This is a genomic window from Microbacterium songi, assembly GCF_042747925.1.
Classification (GTDB): domain Bacteria; phylum Actinomycetota; class Actinomycetes; order Actinomycetales; family Microbacteriaceae; genus Microbacterium.
In genome coordinates, this window is sequence record NZ_JBHZIE010000013.1 from 1 (window position 1) to 14,762 (window position 14,762).

General features: G+C 65.8%; 9 protein-coding genes. 2 read left to right on the plus strand and 7 right to left on the minus strand.

Features of this window, described 5'->3' with window-relative positions:
- Nucleotides 1-179: 179 nt before the first annotated feature.
- Genes ACFM35_RS15485 through ACFM35_RS15515 form a run of 7 tightly spaced genes read right to left on the minus strand, consistent with a single transcriptional unit; the run spans nucleotide 180 to nucleotide 11,631 of the window.
- On the minus strand, nucleotides 180-2,786 hold the full coding sequence (locus ACFM35_RS15485; RefSeq protein ID WP_378843685.1) for a family 78 glycoside hydrolase catalytic domain: 2,607 nt from the start codon (nucleotides 2,784-2,786) through the stop codon (nucleotides 180-182).
- A complete protein-coding gene (locus tag ACFM35_RS15490) occupies nucleotides 2,783-3,379 on the minus strand; it encodes a GDSL-type esterase/lipase family protein (RefSeq protein ID WP_378843687.1) in 597 nt (198 codons plus the stop codon). The genes ACFM35_RS15485 and ACFM35_RS15490 overlap by 4 nt, the downstream gene beginning before the upstream one ends.
- A 7-nt stretch (nucleotides 3,380-3,386) precedes the next feature.
- Entirely contained in the window at nucleotides 3,387-4,466 is a 1,080-nt protein-coding gene (locus tag ACFM35_RS15495; protein ID WP_378843689.1) for a family 43 glycosylhydrolase, read from the minus strand.
- A 20-nt stretch (nucleotides 4,467-4,486) separates the two neighbouring features.
- Nucleotides 4,487-5,500: an SDR family NAD(P)-dependent oxidoreductase gene (locus tag ACFM35_RS15500; RefSeq protein WP_378843691.1), complete on the minus strand. Its 1,014-nt coding sequence runs from the start codon at nucleotides 5,498-5,500 to the stop codon at nucleotides 4,487-4,489.
- Entirely contained in the window at nucleotides 5,497-8,007 is a 2,511-nt protein-coding gene (locus tag ACFM35_RS15505) for a glycoside hydrolase family 2 TIM barrel-domain containing protein (protein ID WP_378843693.1), read from the minus strand. The genes ACFM35_RS15500 and ACFM35_RS15505 overlap by 4 nt, the downstream gene beginning before the upstream one ends.
- Entirely contained in the window at nucleotides 8,004-10,301 is a 2,298-nt protein-coding gene (locus ACFM35_RS15510) for a glycoside hydrolase family 3 N-terminal domain-containing protein (RefSeq protein ID WP_378843695.1), read from the minus strand. The genes ACFM35_RS15505 and ACFM35_RS15510 overlap by 4 nt, the downstream gene beginning before the upstream one ends.
- A 1-nt stretch (nucleotide 10,302) precedes the next feature.
- Nucleotides 10,303-11,631: an MFS transporter gene (locus ACFM35_RS15515; protein WP_378843697.1), complete on the minus strand. Its 1,329-nt coding sequence runs from the start codon at nucleotides 11,629-11,631 to the stop codon at nucleotides 10,303-10,305.
- Nucleotides 11,632-11,783: 152 nt separating this feature from the next.
- Here ACFM35_RS15515 and ACFM35_RS15520 point away from each other — a divergent pair, with 152 nt between their 5' ends.
- Together ACFM35_RS15520 and ACFM35_RS15525 are read left to right on the plus strand one after the other, a co-directional pair.
- The gene (locus ACFM35_RS15520) at nucleotides 11,784-12,428 is read left to right on the plus strand and encodes a TetR/AcrR family transcriptional regulator (protein WP_378843699.1); all 645 of its coding nucleotides are present in this window, start codon (nucleotides 11,784-11,786) and stop codon (nucleotides 12,426-12,428) included.
- Nucleotides 12,429-12,535: 107 nt separating this feature from the next.
- Nucleotides 12,536-14,737 carry an MMPL family transporter gene (locus ACFM35_RS15525; protein WP_378843701.1) on the plus strand — a complete coding sequence of 734 codons (2,202 nt, stop codon included), beginning with the start codon at nucleotides 12,536-12,538 and terminating at the stop codon, nucleotides 14,735-14,737.
- The last annotated feature ends 25 nt before the right edge of the window (nucleotides 14,738-14,762 follow it).

Genomic DNA, 14,762 nt, shown 5'->3' on the forward strand with positions numbered 1-14,762 from the left:
TACAAACGCCCCATCACCATCCCCCCCACCACCACCCGCTACATCCGCATCACCCAAACCAGCACCACCACACACTGGTGGAACATCAACAACATCACCCTCCACACCAGCTACTAACCCCCACAGCGAGAGTGTCCACTGGCCGCGGGTCCGACGTGCGAGCCGGTCGGGCGCAATTTCTAGCTGGGTGTCAGGCGGGTGAATTCGTGTCGGCCGGGGCCGACGCGGTGCTGCTCGCCCTGGGGGAGACGGACCTCGGCGACCGTGTTCGCGGGCACTGTCACCGTGTAGTGAACTTCTGTACCCGTTCGCTTCCAGGCGCTGCTGACTTCCCCATAGGGACTTGCGAACGTCGCCCGCGCCGACGTCAGCGTTCCTCCCGGCACCGGTGCGATGAGGAACTGATTCTCACCGTCGACGCGGATGCCTGCGACGGTGTCGAAGAGCCATTGGCAGACCGCTCCGGGTGAGTAGTGATTGTGGCTCTCCTTGCCTTCCCAGTCCTCCCAGACCGTGGTCGCACCGGCCTTCACCTCCGCGAGCCAGCTGGGTGCATCGGTGTTCTCGATCATTCGGTACGCGACGTCGGCGCGGCCCGCGTCCGTCAGGGCCGGCAGGACGAACGGGGTGGACAGGAACCCCGTGCCGATGCGGTACCCGCGGGCTTGCACCGCATCCACCAGCCGTTCTTCGAGACGTTCCGCGGTGGCGCCGTCGACGAGCCCGAGAGCCAGCGGTCGCACGAGTTTCGCCTGGCGATCACTGTCGATCGCACCGCCGCTGACGAAGAGGTGGTTGTAGGCCCGCTTCGCCCCGTCCGCGTACTCGCGGTAGAGCGCAGCATCCTCGCTCTCGTCGAGGGTGGTAGCGATCTCGGCGAGATGCGCCATCGTGTAATGCAGGTACGCGGTGGCCTCTTCCGCTCGGGACGGGCGCGACCGTGCAGACACCTCGTCACGGATGTCTTCGGGCTCGAGCCACTCCCCGAGGTGGAAGCCCTTCTCGTAGACGTACTCATCGAAGGGGTTGGATGCTGCGGCGGCACGGTTCTTGTGGCCGGTGCGGTCGATCATGAATCGCGCGTATGCGCGCATCATCGGATAGAACTCCCGGATGATGTCCTCATCGCCGTAGCGTTTCCAGAACCGGTACGGCACGAGCACCATGGCGTCCGCCCACCCCACCGAGCCGCCCGTGGCGTCGTACATCATGGCGATGCCGTTGTAGGGCACGACCGCCGACACTTTGCCGGACTTCGCCTGGGCGTCTCGAAGGTCGCGGAGCCATTTTCGGTAGAAACTCGCGACGTCCATCAGGTACGCGGCCGTGTCGAAGAAGACCTGCGCGTCGCCGGTCCACCCGAGTCGCTCGCGCGTGGGGCAGTCGGTGGGAACGTCGAGGAAGTTGCCCTTCATGCTCCACCGCGTGTTCTCGAGGAAACGATTGAGGTCGAGGTTCGAGCACTCGAAGTCGCCGACCTGCTCCATGTCGGAGTACACGGCGATCGCTCGGAAATCCGCGGGGTCGACGTCGATGTCAGTCTCGATCAGCGCGTACCGGAAGCCGAAGACGGCGAACGCGGTCTGGTAGGTGGTCTCGCCTTCCACGCAGACCACCTCGACCTCCTGCTTCGGGGTCGGCTGCAGTTCCCCACGGAGCAGGCCGGGCTTCTGCGTCATCAGCAGCACTTCGCTCACGCGCCCGAATTCTCTGACGGGCTTCTGCACCTGAAAGTTGGACTGGGTGAATTCACCGCGCTCGTCGAGGATCTCGCCCATGCGGAGGTGGATCCGTTGACCCGCGTGAGCGGTCACGGTGAACCCGACGAAGCCGGCGATGTTCTGGCCGAAGTCCAGGACACGCGCGCCGCTCGGGGTGGTGAGCAGACGGGGGGTGAACTCCTCCTGCTTCCGAGGAACGACGTTATCGGCCGCTGTGGGTGTGGGGCCGGCGGTGGCGAGACGAGCGCGCCCGTCGTATGTGGGAGCGAGGCGGGCGTCGAAGATCTCGCCGTCTTTGAGGTCGGCGAAGCGCAAGGGACCGTCGTTGCTCCAGGAGAAGGACTCATCGCTGGAGACCGTCTCTCGGGTGCCGTCGGCGTGCGTGATCTCGAGTTGCGCGGAGAGCGTGGTGCGACGGCCGAAGACATTGGTCGGCCCGAAGCATCCGATCGATCCTCGGTACCACCCGTCGGCGAGCCGCAGGTCGAGCGTGTTGTCTGCAGTGATCAGGTCGGTGACGTCGTAGGTCTGGTACTGCAGGCGGTGCCGGTAGTCGGTGCTGCCGGGTGCGAGCTCGACGTCGCCCACGCGGCTGCCGTTGAGGTGCGCGTCGTAGACGCCGCAGGCGGTCACGTACAGCCGGGCCCTCGTCACCTGGCCTCGGACGCGGAACCGCTTGCGGAAGCAATCCGCGGGGTAGCGGTGGTTCCTCCGGGGTGCGTAGTCCCCGGTGATCCATTGCGCGATCCAGTCACCGGGCTCGAGCAGGCCGAGCTCGAATCGCGAACTGCTCGGCGGCCCCGGGGTGTCAGTTTCATCCCACAGCGTGAGGCTCCACTCCACGAGGTCGCGACTCTGCAGCGGCGAGCCCGCGTACTCAAGGTGAAGCATGCGCGAGGACAGCACTTTCCCGCTGTCCCACACGGTCTCACCATCACGCTCGGCGACCACGCGGTAGGCGCTCTGCACCAACCCTCCTTCGCAGTTCCACGAGAAGCGCGGCGTGCGAGTACCGAGTCCGAGAGGTGCGTTCAGGTATTCGGTGCGCAGGCGGATCGCTCTCATGAGACCAGCGGCCGAAGCACAGCCGACCACGCGCGGTAGCCCGCGCCGTTGAGGTGGAGGCCATCGAGCGTGAAGTGCGAAGTCAGCGCGCCGTCGGAGTCGGCGAGCGCCGGCCACAAGTCGAGATAGGTCACGTGCTGTTCTTGAGCCAGGTGGCGGTATCGCCGGTTGAGGTCGGTGATCCGGTCGTGGAACTTGGCGTTACGCGGCATGACACTCTGCAAGAAGATTTCGGCAGCAGGAGACGCACCCCGGATCCCGTCGAGGATCTGCGTGACGCGACCGACGATGACGTCGGGGCTCACCTTCCAGCTCAGATCATTCGTGCCGATGAGGATGAACACGCGAGCGGGTGCGCCCGCGACCGCGCTGGACAGTCGCGCGAGCACACCTTCCGTGGTGTCGCCGTCGATGCCGCGGTTGGCGACCGAGACCTCGGGGAACCACTCATGCCACAGACCACCCGCGGTGATGCTGTCGCCGATGAAGACGACCTCCGCTGGTGATGGCGCCAGTTCTGCGAACTGCGATGCACGCATGTCATGCGCAGGTTGGATGAACCGTCTCACGATGAGTTTGCCGATCAGTGACATGGTCCGCTCAGCCTTCCCGCAGCGACTCGAAGTCCTCGGGACTCCATTCGTCGATCCAGTCGATGAAGGGGCGGTCCCCGTCGAACCGGATCGGCAGCCAGACGTAGTCGGCGATCGCGGTGTTCTCGCCGTTCGCCAACGCCATCATTTCGGCAAGGTCGGCACCTCCGCTGACTTCCGGCATCGGCCGGCCCTGAATCCGGGCGGCGACCGCGTCGAACACATTCGAGATGTCATCCGGCAGCTGAGGAAGCCACCGATCCGCGAGCGCGATGTAGAGATCCTTCTTCGTCGGATGCTGGAACACCGAGCTGATCTGCGAATGGAAGGAAGTGCGCGATGGGTCGCCAGAATGGGCGTCGCCGAGGACCGTCCAGGGGCCGTGGAAATCTGTGGCGCTCGCGAACTCGGAGGGGTTCGGGAAGTAGCCGGTGGTGCTCGACGTGACGAGGTAGTGCCGTCCATCGCGGGTGAAGTACGCGGGGGCCTCGCGGTTGAACGGCGGCCCCGGGTGCGGGAAATGCACGCTGTGCTCTCCGGTGACATCCGTGTAGTCGTCGGTGAGGTTGGCGCAGATCGTGTCGGTGTGCACTTTTTCGAAGTAGTAGTACGCCTTCTTCGTGGCGGGGTCCACGACGAGGTCGAAGTCTCCCGCATCCATTCCCAGCGGTCGCAGGCCGGTTCGCACGATGTCGTAGGGCCCGAGGAGGGTGTCGGCGGTGAGCACGGTGGAGGCCTGCGTGTCGTCCTTGTTCATGATCTTCAGCCAGCACACGTATTTGCCCGTGAGCTCGTTGTAGATGATGTGGGGTCGATCCATGCTCTGCGCCGGGTGCAGCGGTGAGTCGGGATCGTCGAGCACGGGCGGGATGATGAGGCCGCGGTCTTCCCAGTTCACGAGATCGGACGAGGTGTAGGCGCGCACTCCCCAGTGCCAGTTGCCGCTGCCCGGAGTCGTGTGTTCCTTGTTCTCGCCGTACCAGGTGAAGACGCCGTCCTGGTGGAAGATCGAGCCTCCGTGTGCCTGAATGCGGTTGCCGTTCGTGTCGAGCCAGGTCTGACCCGGTCGGATGGTGCGTGCGGTCATGGTGTTCTCTTTCGAAATGGTCAGAAGACCGACTCGCCGCCGTCGGAGGCCAACAGTGCTCCGCTGACGTTCACCCCGTCGTCGCTGAGAAGGAAGGTGATCGACGCGGCAAGCGCCTCGGGAAGAGCGAGCGGGGCATCGGCGATGTGCTCGTTGAGCCGGGCTTGGCCGAACTGGCTGGTGGCGCCGGGGCGCATTCCGGTGAGCGTGCCGCCGGGAGCGACCGAATTGACCCGGATGCCGAACTTCTCGTACATGTAGGCGGTGCTGCGGGTGATGCCGAGGACCGCGGTCTTGGACGCGGTGTACGCGAGGCCGGCGGATGACCCTCGGAGCGCCGCTTCGGAGGCGATGTTCACGATCGAGCCGCGTCGCGCTTCGATCATCAGGGGGATGACGGCTCGCGTGAGGCGGATGACGCCGAAGACGTTCACGTTGAAGACCCGCTCGAGCACGATGTCACTCACCTCGTGGATGGGTGAGAAGTCGTCGATGATGCCCGCGACGTTGGCCAGCGCGTCCGCGCGTCCGTGTGCGGAATCGATGATCCGGGCGATGTCTCCGGAGTTCGTGATGTCTGCGGCGACTGCGGTGATGTCGGCGTCGGGGAGCGATGAGGCGAACGCGTCGAGGCGATCCTGGAAGAGATCGACGGCGATCACGCGGCCTCCCTCACGCGCGACACGTGAGGCGACCGCCCGTCCGATTCCGGATGCTGCGCCCGTGACGATCACCGTCTTGCCGGTGAAGCGACCGGGTGTGATGACTTCGGTCCAGCCCAGACCGGTGACGGCGTCCGGTTCGGGAACCTCGCCACCGTTGACCTTGCTCTCAAGGGATTCGACGAGACCCGCGGGTGGTTCGCCCCCGGCGGAGAGGAGCCGTTCGAGGGGAATGTTCCGCATGAGTCCCAGGGCGGAATCGTCGATTCCCGCCTGGCCGGCGATTCCCGCGACGATCTGCGATCCGACCGGGTGCGCGAGCCACGCGCCGATCGTGCTGCGGGCGGAGAGAAGAGGCGTTGTATCGGTCACGAGATGGTCTCCTCGAGGTCGGCGGGTTCGGTCTGGCGCGACGGATCGACAGGCGTCGGCGTGTGGACGGGATCCTCCGGTTCGCTCTTCAGCCGGAGCGTCGCGGTGCCGTGGTGGGCGGATCGGACGGTGACGGTGACGTCACCGGACGCGATCCCACCTCGGATGATCGCGAGGGCGCGGCCGCCGGAGGTGGTGTGCTGGTCGTCTGCGAAGGACTCCTCCGTCGATGTCGCGGCGTTACCGAGCCCCGCGAGGGTTGCCGGGCCGGCGATCGACACGGTGACCTCGTCGGCGGCGCTGATGTCGACCACGCCGGCCTCGTCCGCGAGTTCGATCCAGACGTAGGCGAGGTCGTCGGGCCCGGCCATCGTCGTGGTCTCGGGCCGGAGTGTCAGAGAAGGGGTGAGCGAGCTGCGCAGCGAGCTGCGACCCGACTCGACACCCCGGACGTAGCCGACGGCGACCAGCTCACCGGGCTCGTAGGTCGTTCGGAACCTTGTCAAGAAGTCCACACGCGATCCGGCCTTCTTCCGGCCGATGGACCGGCCGTTCAGGAGCAGTTCGACCTCGTCGGCCGCCGAGTAGACCTCGATGTCGGCCGCACCGGTGAAGCCCCGCCACGACCAGCTGCTGACCGCATCCGACGTGCGCCACGGAGATCTGTTGGCTCGCTGACCCTGACGATCCATGGGCCGGACGGCGATTCCGGGTGTGTTCGAAGTTCCCCACACGGCCTGAGCGAGCAGCGCCGGCACCCCGGGGAGTCCCGTGATGTCGAATGCCCCCGGCCCGGCCACGAGCGCGGGGTACGGCTTGTTGATGCTGCCGGGGTCGTCGCCGTAGCTCCACGCACCGATGCCCGCTTCGCCGAGGTAGTCCCATCCCGTCCACATGAAATCGCCGATGACGCCGGGTACCGAGGTGACGCGCTTCCAGATGGCGGGCAGGTCGCCGGGCATCGATTCGCTGCCCACGATCACGCGCTCGGGGTAGCGCTTGCGGTCGGCCTTGTATCGCCCGAACGCGTAGTTGTACCCCGCGACGTCGACGACGGCGAACGAGTCGCGGCTCGCCTTGTCTGCTGCGGGCAGGCGTGACGCCAGTTCCATGATGCGTCCGAGCTTCGCCGTCACGAGGTTGGCGGCGGTGCTGGTCGCGTCCTTCTTCGGCCTCTTCTTGCTCTTCTTCTTCTCTCCTCCGGCGTCCCCGGCGTAGTTCTCGCTCTCGAAAGGAGAGGAACCCCGGCTGGCCATCATGTTGAGGAGCAGGTTGACCGCGAGCGTCGTCGGCCGAGCGGGGTCCTCCTGTGAGAAGAAGGCGTCGATGTTGCGCGCGGCGGTCACTCCGGTATCCGTCGCCGTCTCCGCGATCTCGTTGCCGATCGAATACATGATCACCGACGCGCGGTTGCGGTCCTTCGCAATCAAGGCCGCGGCATCCGCCCGCCACGTCTGCGCGAACCGGTCGGCGCCGTCGTGAGAGGTCTTGTGCTTCAGCCAGACGTCCGTCAGTTCATCCATCACGTAGAGGCCGAGCTCGTCGCAGGCATCAAGGAATGACCGCGACAACGGGTTGTGCGCGCTGCGCACAGCGTTGTATCCGGTCTCCTTGAGCAGTCGCGCGCGACGGCGCTCCGAGGCCGCGAACGTGGCCGCACCGAGGATGCCGTTGTCGTGGTGCACGCACGCCCCCCGCAGCAGCACGGTCTCTCCATTGACACGCAGCCCGTGGCGCGCGTCAACCTGCACCGTCCGCAGCCCGGTACGGATTCGCCTCTCATCGACCGGGTCGCCGTCGACCGACAGGTCGACCCGGACGTCGTAGAGGTCGGGATGATCCGCCGACCAGAGCTGCGTGTTCCGGATCGTCACGGGGAAGGTGATCTTCCCTCCCGCGGGCACGGAGGTCTGTTCGTGCGCGACGACGACACCGTCACGGGAGATGGTGACCGCCGCGGCCGCACCGGCCGGAACCTCTCCGTCAATGTGCACGGTGACGTCGACCGCAGCACCCGATGGTGCGATCGATCGCGTGACCACGTGCACGCCATCGCGGGCGATCCGGGTCGCGCCGACGGATTCGAGCCACACCGGACGGTAGATGCCGGAGCCGGTGTACCAGCGGCTGTTCGGCACGTCGGTGTTGTCGACATGCACTTCGATCGTGACCCGATCGCCGGGGACGATGTCGCCGAGAGTGACGGCGAACTCGCGGTATCCACTGTCGGAGGTTCCGACCTCGAGGCCGTCGAGTGTCACGCTCGTGATGCCGTAGACACCCTCGAAGAGCAGGCTGTGGGTACGATGCCCGGCGTCGTCGGGAACCAGCCACTCCTTGGCGTAGACATAGCGCCCGCCGGGGAAGAAGCCACCATGGTTGCCGGTCGCGGCGTCCGGTGAGCGTGTCTCGGCGATCATGGCGTCGTGCGGCAGCCGAACGGGCGCGGGCACTGCCGCTGGAGCTTTCCGGAAGGTCCAGCCGTCGGTGAACAGGGTGGTGGTCATGCTTGACCTTCCGGTATCGCGCGGTCGGCGGCCACGGTGATCGTCGTGGCGAGGTCCGCCGTGGAGTCACCGCCCACCCAGATGTCGATCGTGGTCGCGTCCTGGATCCAGCCGCGCGTCGCGGCGCTCCAGTAGCGCAGCTCGGCGGGCCCGAGATCGAAGGTGACGGTACGGGTCTCCCCTGCCGTCAACGGCACCCGTTCGAACCCCTTCAGCTCGCGGACGGGACGTGACGAGGTGCCGTAGCGCTGGTGGATGTAGAGCTGCACGACGTCGTCGGCGTCACGGTCGGAGCTGTTGGTGACGTCGACCGAAACGACGACCGTTTCTCCGACGTCGATGTGGTCGCGGTCGACGCGCAGCGCCTCGTAGCGGAACGTTCCGTAGCTCATTCCGTGCCCGAACGAATAAAGAGGAGTGGATGCCTCGTCCCAGTACCGTTCGCCCTGCGCATCGGGCGCGAAACTGCGCAGGTGGGAATAGATCATCGGCACGTGGCCGACGTGGCGAGGCCAGGTGAAGGGAAGCCGTCCGGCGGGCGAGACGTCGCCGAAAAGGAGGGCGGCCACTGCCTCACCACCACGGGATCCGGGATACCAGGCCTGGAGGATCGCGGGCACGTGCTCGTCGGCCCAGCGGAGATCGAGCGGTCGACCCGACATGACGACGAGCACGACGGGGGTGCCGGTCTGGACGATCTTCTGCAGCTGTTCGAGTTGACGTCCCGGCAGCTCGAGGGTCGACGTCGACGCGTTCTCGCCGATCTGGTTCTGTCGTTCGCCGACGACCACGACCGCGACATCCGCCGTCGCGGCGAGCGCGACGGCGCGGGCGATCTCTGCGTCGTCGTCATAATCCACGGGGGTGTTGACGACGGTCGGGTCCTGGCGGTCGAACATCGACGGGAAGATGCGGGCGGGGATGCCGGCTCCGAGCGCGTGATCGACCGTGATGTCGTCGCCCGCGCGGATGCGGATGCCCTCGACGATCGTGACCGTCTCGGCCGTGTCGTGGTCGAACACCCACGGCCCGAGGGCGTCACGCTTGCTGCCGGCGAGTTGACCGATCACGGCGATCGATCGGAGCCCCTCTTCTCGAAGCGGGAGCGCGGCATCGTTCTTCAGCAACACGGCAGAGCGCTCGGCGACAGTTCTCGCGAGATGGCGATGCGCCGGCGCGTTCAGGACGGTCGCAGTGCTGCTCTCATCCACATAGGGGTTTTCGAAGAGGCCGAGTCGGAACTTCGCCGTCAGCACGCGCCGCACCGCGGTGTCGATGACGTTCTCGTCGACCCGACCTTGGGCGACAGCATCCGGGAGCATACGGAACGCCGGGTCGAACATACACATCTCCATGTCGAGCCCCGCAGTGACGGCCCGTGCGCCGGCGTCGAGGGGGGAAGAGGCGAAGTGCTGCGTCTCCAGCGACCTGACTGCGTTGGCGTCAGAGACGACGAACCCGCCGAAGCCGAGCTCGTCCCTCAATACATCGGTCAGCAGCCAGGAGTTGCCGCTGGCAGGTACGCCGTTCAGGTCCATGTATGCGCTCATGACGGTCGCGGCCCCCGCGTCGATCGCGGCCTGAAATGGCGGAAAGTAGACGTTGCGGAGTTCGGAGTCCGAGATCTCGGCGTCGTCGTAATCGCGCCCTCCGCGTGCGGCTCCATAGCCGGCGAAGTGCTTCGGAGAGGCCAGCACGTTCTCCGGACCGAGGTCGCCCTGGAATCCCCGCACCTGCGCTGCGGCCACCGCCGAGCCGAGGAAAGGGTCCTCACCGGCACCCTCGATGATTCGTCCCCAGCGGGCGTCGCGCGCGATGTCGACCATCGGCGCGAAGGTCCAATGGATGCCCGCGGACCGCGCTTCACGTGCTGCGACGATCTGGGCTGCCGTGATGGTCGCCGGATCCCACGTCGCCGCCTGCGCGATGGGCACGGGGAAGACGGTGCGGAAACCATGGATGACGTCGAAACCGAAGATCAGCGGGATCCCGTGCCTGGTGCCTTCCACCGCCAGCTTCTGCAAGCGATTCGCGACGGAGGGCTTGGTGACGAACAGCGCCGAGCCCGCGGCTCCTGCCCCGACGGCGGCCTCGACAAGCTTCGGCTGTCGAGCGAATTCCTGCGCCTCGGGGGGGAGCGAGGTGATGTCGAAGTCCGCGGGGAGTTCTCCCATGCCTCCGAAGTAGAAGTACTGCGTCAGCTGCCCCACCTTCTCCTCGATGGACAACTGGGAAAGCAGATCTTCGACTCGCTCTGCGACCGTCCGGGTCGTGTCGCGGTAGGTGGATGCCACGTCAGCGCACCGACTTGATCCGCAGGATCAGGATGCCGCCGACGATGGTCAGCACGGCCGCCGCGATGTAAAGGATGACGTAGTTCTTCGAGTCGCCCGTCGCGCCCACGAGGAGCAGCAAGGATGCGGCGGCGGGCGCGAGCGCCTGAGGCAGGGTCGTGGCGTAGGCGAAGATGTTGACGAATCTTGCGGCGTCGGTCTCCTTGGCCGGCAGGGTGTCCAGCATGAGGGCCTGATCGACCGCACCGAAGACGCCGATCGCGAGGTTCGTGATGAGCGTGCCGACGACGAGGATCGCAACGCTTCCCGCAGAGATCATCACGACGCTTCCCGCCGCGAAGAGGATTCCCGCCACCAGGATGAAGGGCTTGCGTCGACGAAGACGGTCAGACAGGAACCCACTGAGGAGTGCGCCCACGACGACGCCGAGGATGCCGATTCCACCCACGGTCGCGACGACTGCGGGAGTTTCGTCCACCGCGATGCCGAGACGGTCGGCGTAGAAGAATGCGGTGTACGTCGTGCTGAGCGTCAGGCCGAAGAAGAAGATCGCGCGTCCGAGCCAGTTCCACCCGAAATCGGGGTAGCGCTTCGGGTTGAAGACGAAATTGGCCAGGGTGGTGCGGAGTGTCATCGGCTCCTCACCCGCCAGCGAGCGGCTGTCGATCTCGTGAGCGCCGATCAGGATCGGGATGAGCAGGACGACGCCGATGGTCGCGGGGACAAGCATCAACGCGACGGGGTTGGCCGAGACCATACCGCCGATGACGGCACCGAAGACGGGCGCGAGCCCTGTCATCGCCCCGGTCAGCCCGGAGACCTTGCCGCGCTGGCTTTCCGGCAGCTTGTCGGCCATCAGGGTGGTGAGGTTGTTGAGGACCTGGCTCCAGCCCAGCTGGGCGAGCACCCATCCGATACCCAGCACCAGGATGTTCGGGGCGAGACCCATGATCGCCAGCGCGATGAAGCCCACGACGATGCCGCCGATGATCCAGGGGCGGCGGCGACCAATGCGCGTCTTCGTGCGGTCGCTGAGCTGTCCGGCCAGCGGCCCGAAGAGCAGTGATGCGAGCGCGCCGACACTCAGGATGATGCCGAGGTACTCGGAGTTGTCGGGCGCGAGATTGTCCACGCGAAGTGCCAAGGAGATCGCGATCGGGGTGACGAACGCGATGTAAGCGCCGAACACGCCGACCACAAGGGCGGTGATCCACCGGGCCTTCGCTTTGGGCAGTGCCGGAGCCCCGGTCTCAGAGCCTTCGAGCAGCTCACCGACTCCGCGGGCGGTCTCAGCGGCCGGAACGATGGGCGATTGGTCGGGCGTGCTCATGAAGACTCCTTTGTCGGCGACGGCGGGCTATCCATCGAAAATAGGCAAGACCCACCAATTGGTGATCACGCTAGCCTTGAATTGTCCGAGGTGCCAGAGTCGCTCGCCGCCAATACTGTATCTAACTGCAACATTGGGGTAAAGTGCTTCATATGTCCACTCCATCAACACGTGGTCCTTACGCGAAGTCAGCTGCGCGCCGAGTAGAGATCGCCGGCGCCGCGCTGCGCCTCATTCAGCGCCACGGCCACAGCCAGCTGACCGTCTCGCAGGTGGCGGCTGACGCCGCTGTGAGCGAACGCGCACTCTTCTACCACTTCCCGACGCGCGACCATCTTCTGGTCGCGGCACTCGAGCTGTCCGATCGGGCCACGAGCGATGACATCGGAAGCCGCGACGACGCACAGCTGGGTGATGTGGACCAGGTGGTCGCCGCCCTCGCCCGCCTCGACGCCGGTCACGTCTGGAAAGTGCGCCTCATCACGTATCTCAGCGCCCGTGCGCAAGAAATAGGCCACCCGGCTCATGACTACTTCGTTCAGCACAACGCGCAGGCGATTGAAGGCTTTGCCAACATGCTCCGCCACCGCCAGCACCGTGGCCTCGCGCATCCTGACCTCGAACCGGAGGCCGTCGCCCGAAGGCTTGTCGCGGTGTGGGACGGCCTGCAGGCGCAGTGGCTCGTTGCGCCGTCGTTCGACCTTGCCGAAGAGATCACTGCGGCGTTCCGCCAGCTCAGCGGCCAGAACGTGATGGAGGCCCGACAGGTGCTGGAACGGGCCTTCGCGACACCCTGATCTACTGCGAACGCGGTAGTCCTGGCGGTCTGGATGCACGATTCGCTGACGTCAGGTCCTCGAGATCCTGGAGTTCGACCTTGCTTCTCGAACTCGAAGGATTCCTCATGTCAACTTTTCTGTCCCATGTCGGGCGGTTCAGCGCCCGGTTCCGGTGGGTGGTGGTGGTCGCCTGGTTGGTGATCTTCGCTGCGCTCATCGGTGTCTTCGCCATCGGCAGCAACTCAAGCTCTGGTGAGAAGGCGGACTCCTCGATCCCCGACTCCCCGGCATCGCTCGCCCTCGAGCGTATGAACCACGAGTTCCCCGGCGGCGCCGGCGCCGACGGTGCCGCCTTAAAGCTGGTGTTCCACCCCGACAGCGGCGACGTCACTGACCCGGGAACCGCCACAGAGATCGGGTCGGTTCTCGCCGACGCCGAGAGTCTTCCGGGCGTGGCATCGGTCAGCAACCCGCTGGATGCCGCTCATCCCTCCATCTCCCAAGACCGTTCCCTGGCTGTTTCCGCCGTCTCCTACGGCGACCTGACAGCCGACCAACAGAAGGAGTATTACGACGCGGCCCTCGACCTGCAGGAGAACGCCCCACCCGCTCTCGGTGTCGAGCTGGGCGGGAACCTCGTCCCCATCGGCGCTCCCGCACCGGGCATCGGTGAAGGGGTGGGCGTGCTCATCGCGTTCGTGGTTCTCGCTCTCACGTTCGGTTCACTTTTGGCCGCAGGCGCCAATCTGCTCATCGCCGCGTTCGGTGTCGGCGTCGGTTTGATGGGCATCCTCGCCTTCGGCTCCATCGTCCCGATCAGCGACAACAGCATCATCCTGGCTTCCATGCTCGGCCTCGCCGTCGGCATCGACTACAGCCTGTTCATCCTGTCCCGCTTCCGCAATGAGCTCCGCAGCGGCAAAAGTGTGGACGATGCGATCGCCCGGGCGACCGGTACCGCCGGGACAGCCGTTGTGTTCGCCGGACTCACCGTGATCGTCGCGCTGGTCGCCCTTCTTGTCGCGAACCTCAGCTTCATCACAGAGATGGGGATGGCCGCCGCTTTCGGTGTACTCATCGCCGTACTGCTCGCCCTCACGCTGCTACCCGCCCTCATGAGGTTCCTCGGCATTCACGCGCTGTCGAAAAAGCACCGTACAGCTCTGCAACGCGGTGAACTGTGGTCCGAAGGCGAAAAGCAGAGGCGCGGCGTCATGCGTGGATGGGGCAGCTTCGTCGTGAACCGCCCGATCATCTCGCTGCTCGCCGGCGTTCTGATCCTCGTGATCGCGGCCCTGCCGATGCTCAGCATGAAGACGGCGTTCAACGTCCCCGGAGGTGCGGACCCCTCCTCTACGGAACGCGCCGCCTACAACCTCGTGCTCGACGAATTCGGTGGTGTGCAGAGCCCGCTGATCGTGCTCGCAGAAGGCGATGACATCGCCGCTCAGACCACGACCATCGAAGGGGACCTCGCTGCCCTCGACGGCGTGCAGCAGATCACCCCCGCAGAGATCAGCGCGGACGGCACCTTCGCCCGCATCATCGTGATCCCCGAAGGCGGCCCGATCGACCAGTCGACGAAGGACATCGTGCACAGCATCCGAGACGATGCCGACGCCACGGCCGGCGTCCACCTGGAGGTCACGGGCGAGACGGCGATCGGTATCGATCAGGATGCCCAGCTGATGCAGGCGCTGATCAAGTACATCATCGTGATCGTCGTGATCTCGATCGTTCTGATGATCGTGCTGTTCCGATCGCTCCTCATCCCGCTCGTGGCAACGATCGGGTTCCTTCTCTCCGTCGGCGCCTCCTTCGGCGCCAGCGTGGCCGTCTTCCAATGGGGATGGCTTGACCCGCTCATCGCCGCCCCACAGGGCGACCCGATGCTGTCTCTGCTCCCACTCCTCCTGGTCGGCGTGCTGTTCGGCCTCGCGATGGACTACCAGGTGTTCCTCGTCTCGCGGATACAGGAGATGCACCGCAAGGGCATGGATCCGAAGGGCGCGATCCGTGAAGGGTTCGCGCGCTCCGGCCCCGTCCTGGTCGCGGCCGCCACCATCATGATCGTGGTGTTCGCCGGATTCGCGACCAGCACATTCGCGATCGGAGCCTCGATCGCCTTCGGCCTGATGGTCGGAGTCGCCGCGGATGCATTCATCGTGCGGCTCGTGCTGATGCCCGCACTGTTGTCATTGCTGGGAAAGTCCGCCTGGTACCTGCCGAAATGGCTCGACAAGATCCTCCCGGACGTTGACGTCGAGGGTCACTCCCTCGAAGCCACAGCACGAGAAGAGGAGAAGCAGCCAGCCCTCGTCGGTTGAGCTGCCCGTCCTCGAGCGGGGCCGC

Coding starts and splice junctions, on each gene's coding strand:
- ACFM35_RS15505 (WP_378843693.1), bottom strand. CDS start 8,007: ATGACCACCACCCTGTTCACCGACGGCTGGACCTTCCGGAAAGCTCCA.
- ACFM35_RS15485 (WP_378843685.1), bottom strand. CDS start 2,786: ATGAGAGCGATCCGCCTGCGCACCGAATACCTGAACGCACCTCTCGGA.
- ACFM35_RS15520 (WP_378843699.1), top strand. CDS start 11,784: ATGTCCACTCCATCAACACGTGGTCCTTACGCGAAGTCAGCTGCGCGC.
- ACFM35_RS15525 (WP_378843701.1), top strand. CDS start 12,536: ATGTCAACTTTTCTGTCCCATGTCGGGCGGTTCAGCGCCCGGTTCCGG.
- ACFM35_RS15490 (WP_378843687.1), bottom strand. CDS start 3,379: ATGTCACTGATCGGCAAACTCATCGTGAGACGGTTCATCCAACCTGCG.
- ACFM35_RS15495 (WP_378843689.1), bottom strand. CDS start 4,466: ATGACCGCACGCACCATCCGACCGGGTCAGACCTGGCTCGACACGAAC.
- ACFM35_RS15515 (WP_378843697.1), bottom strand. CDS start 11,631: ATGAGCACGCCCGACCAATCGCCCATCGTTCCGGCCGCTGAGACCGCC.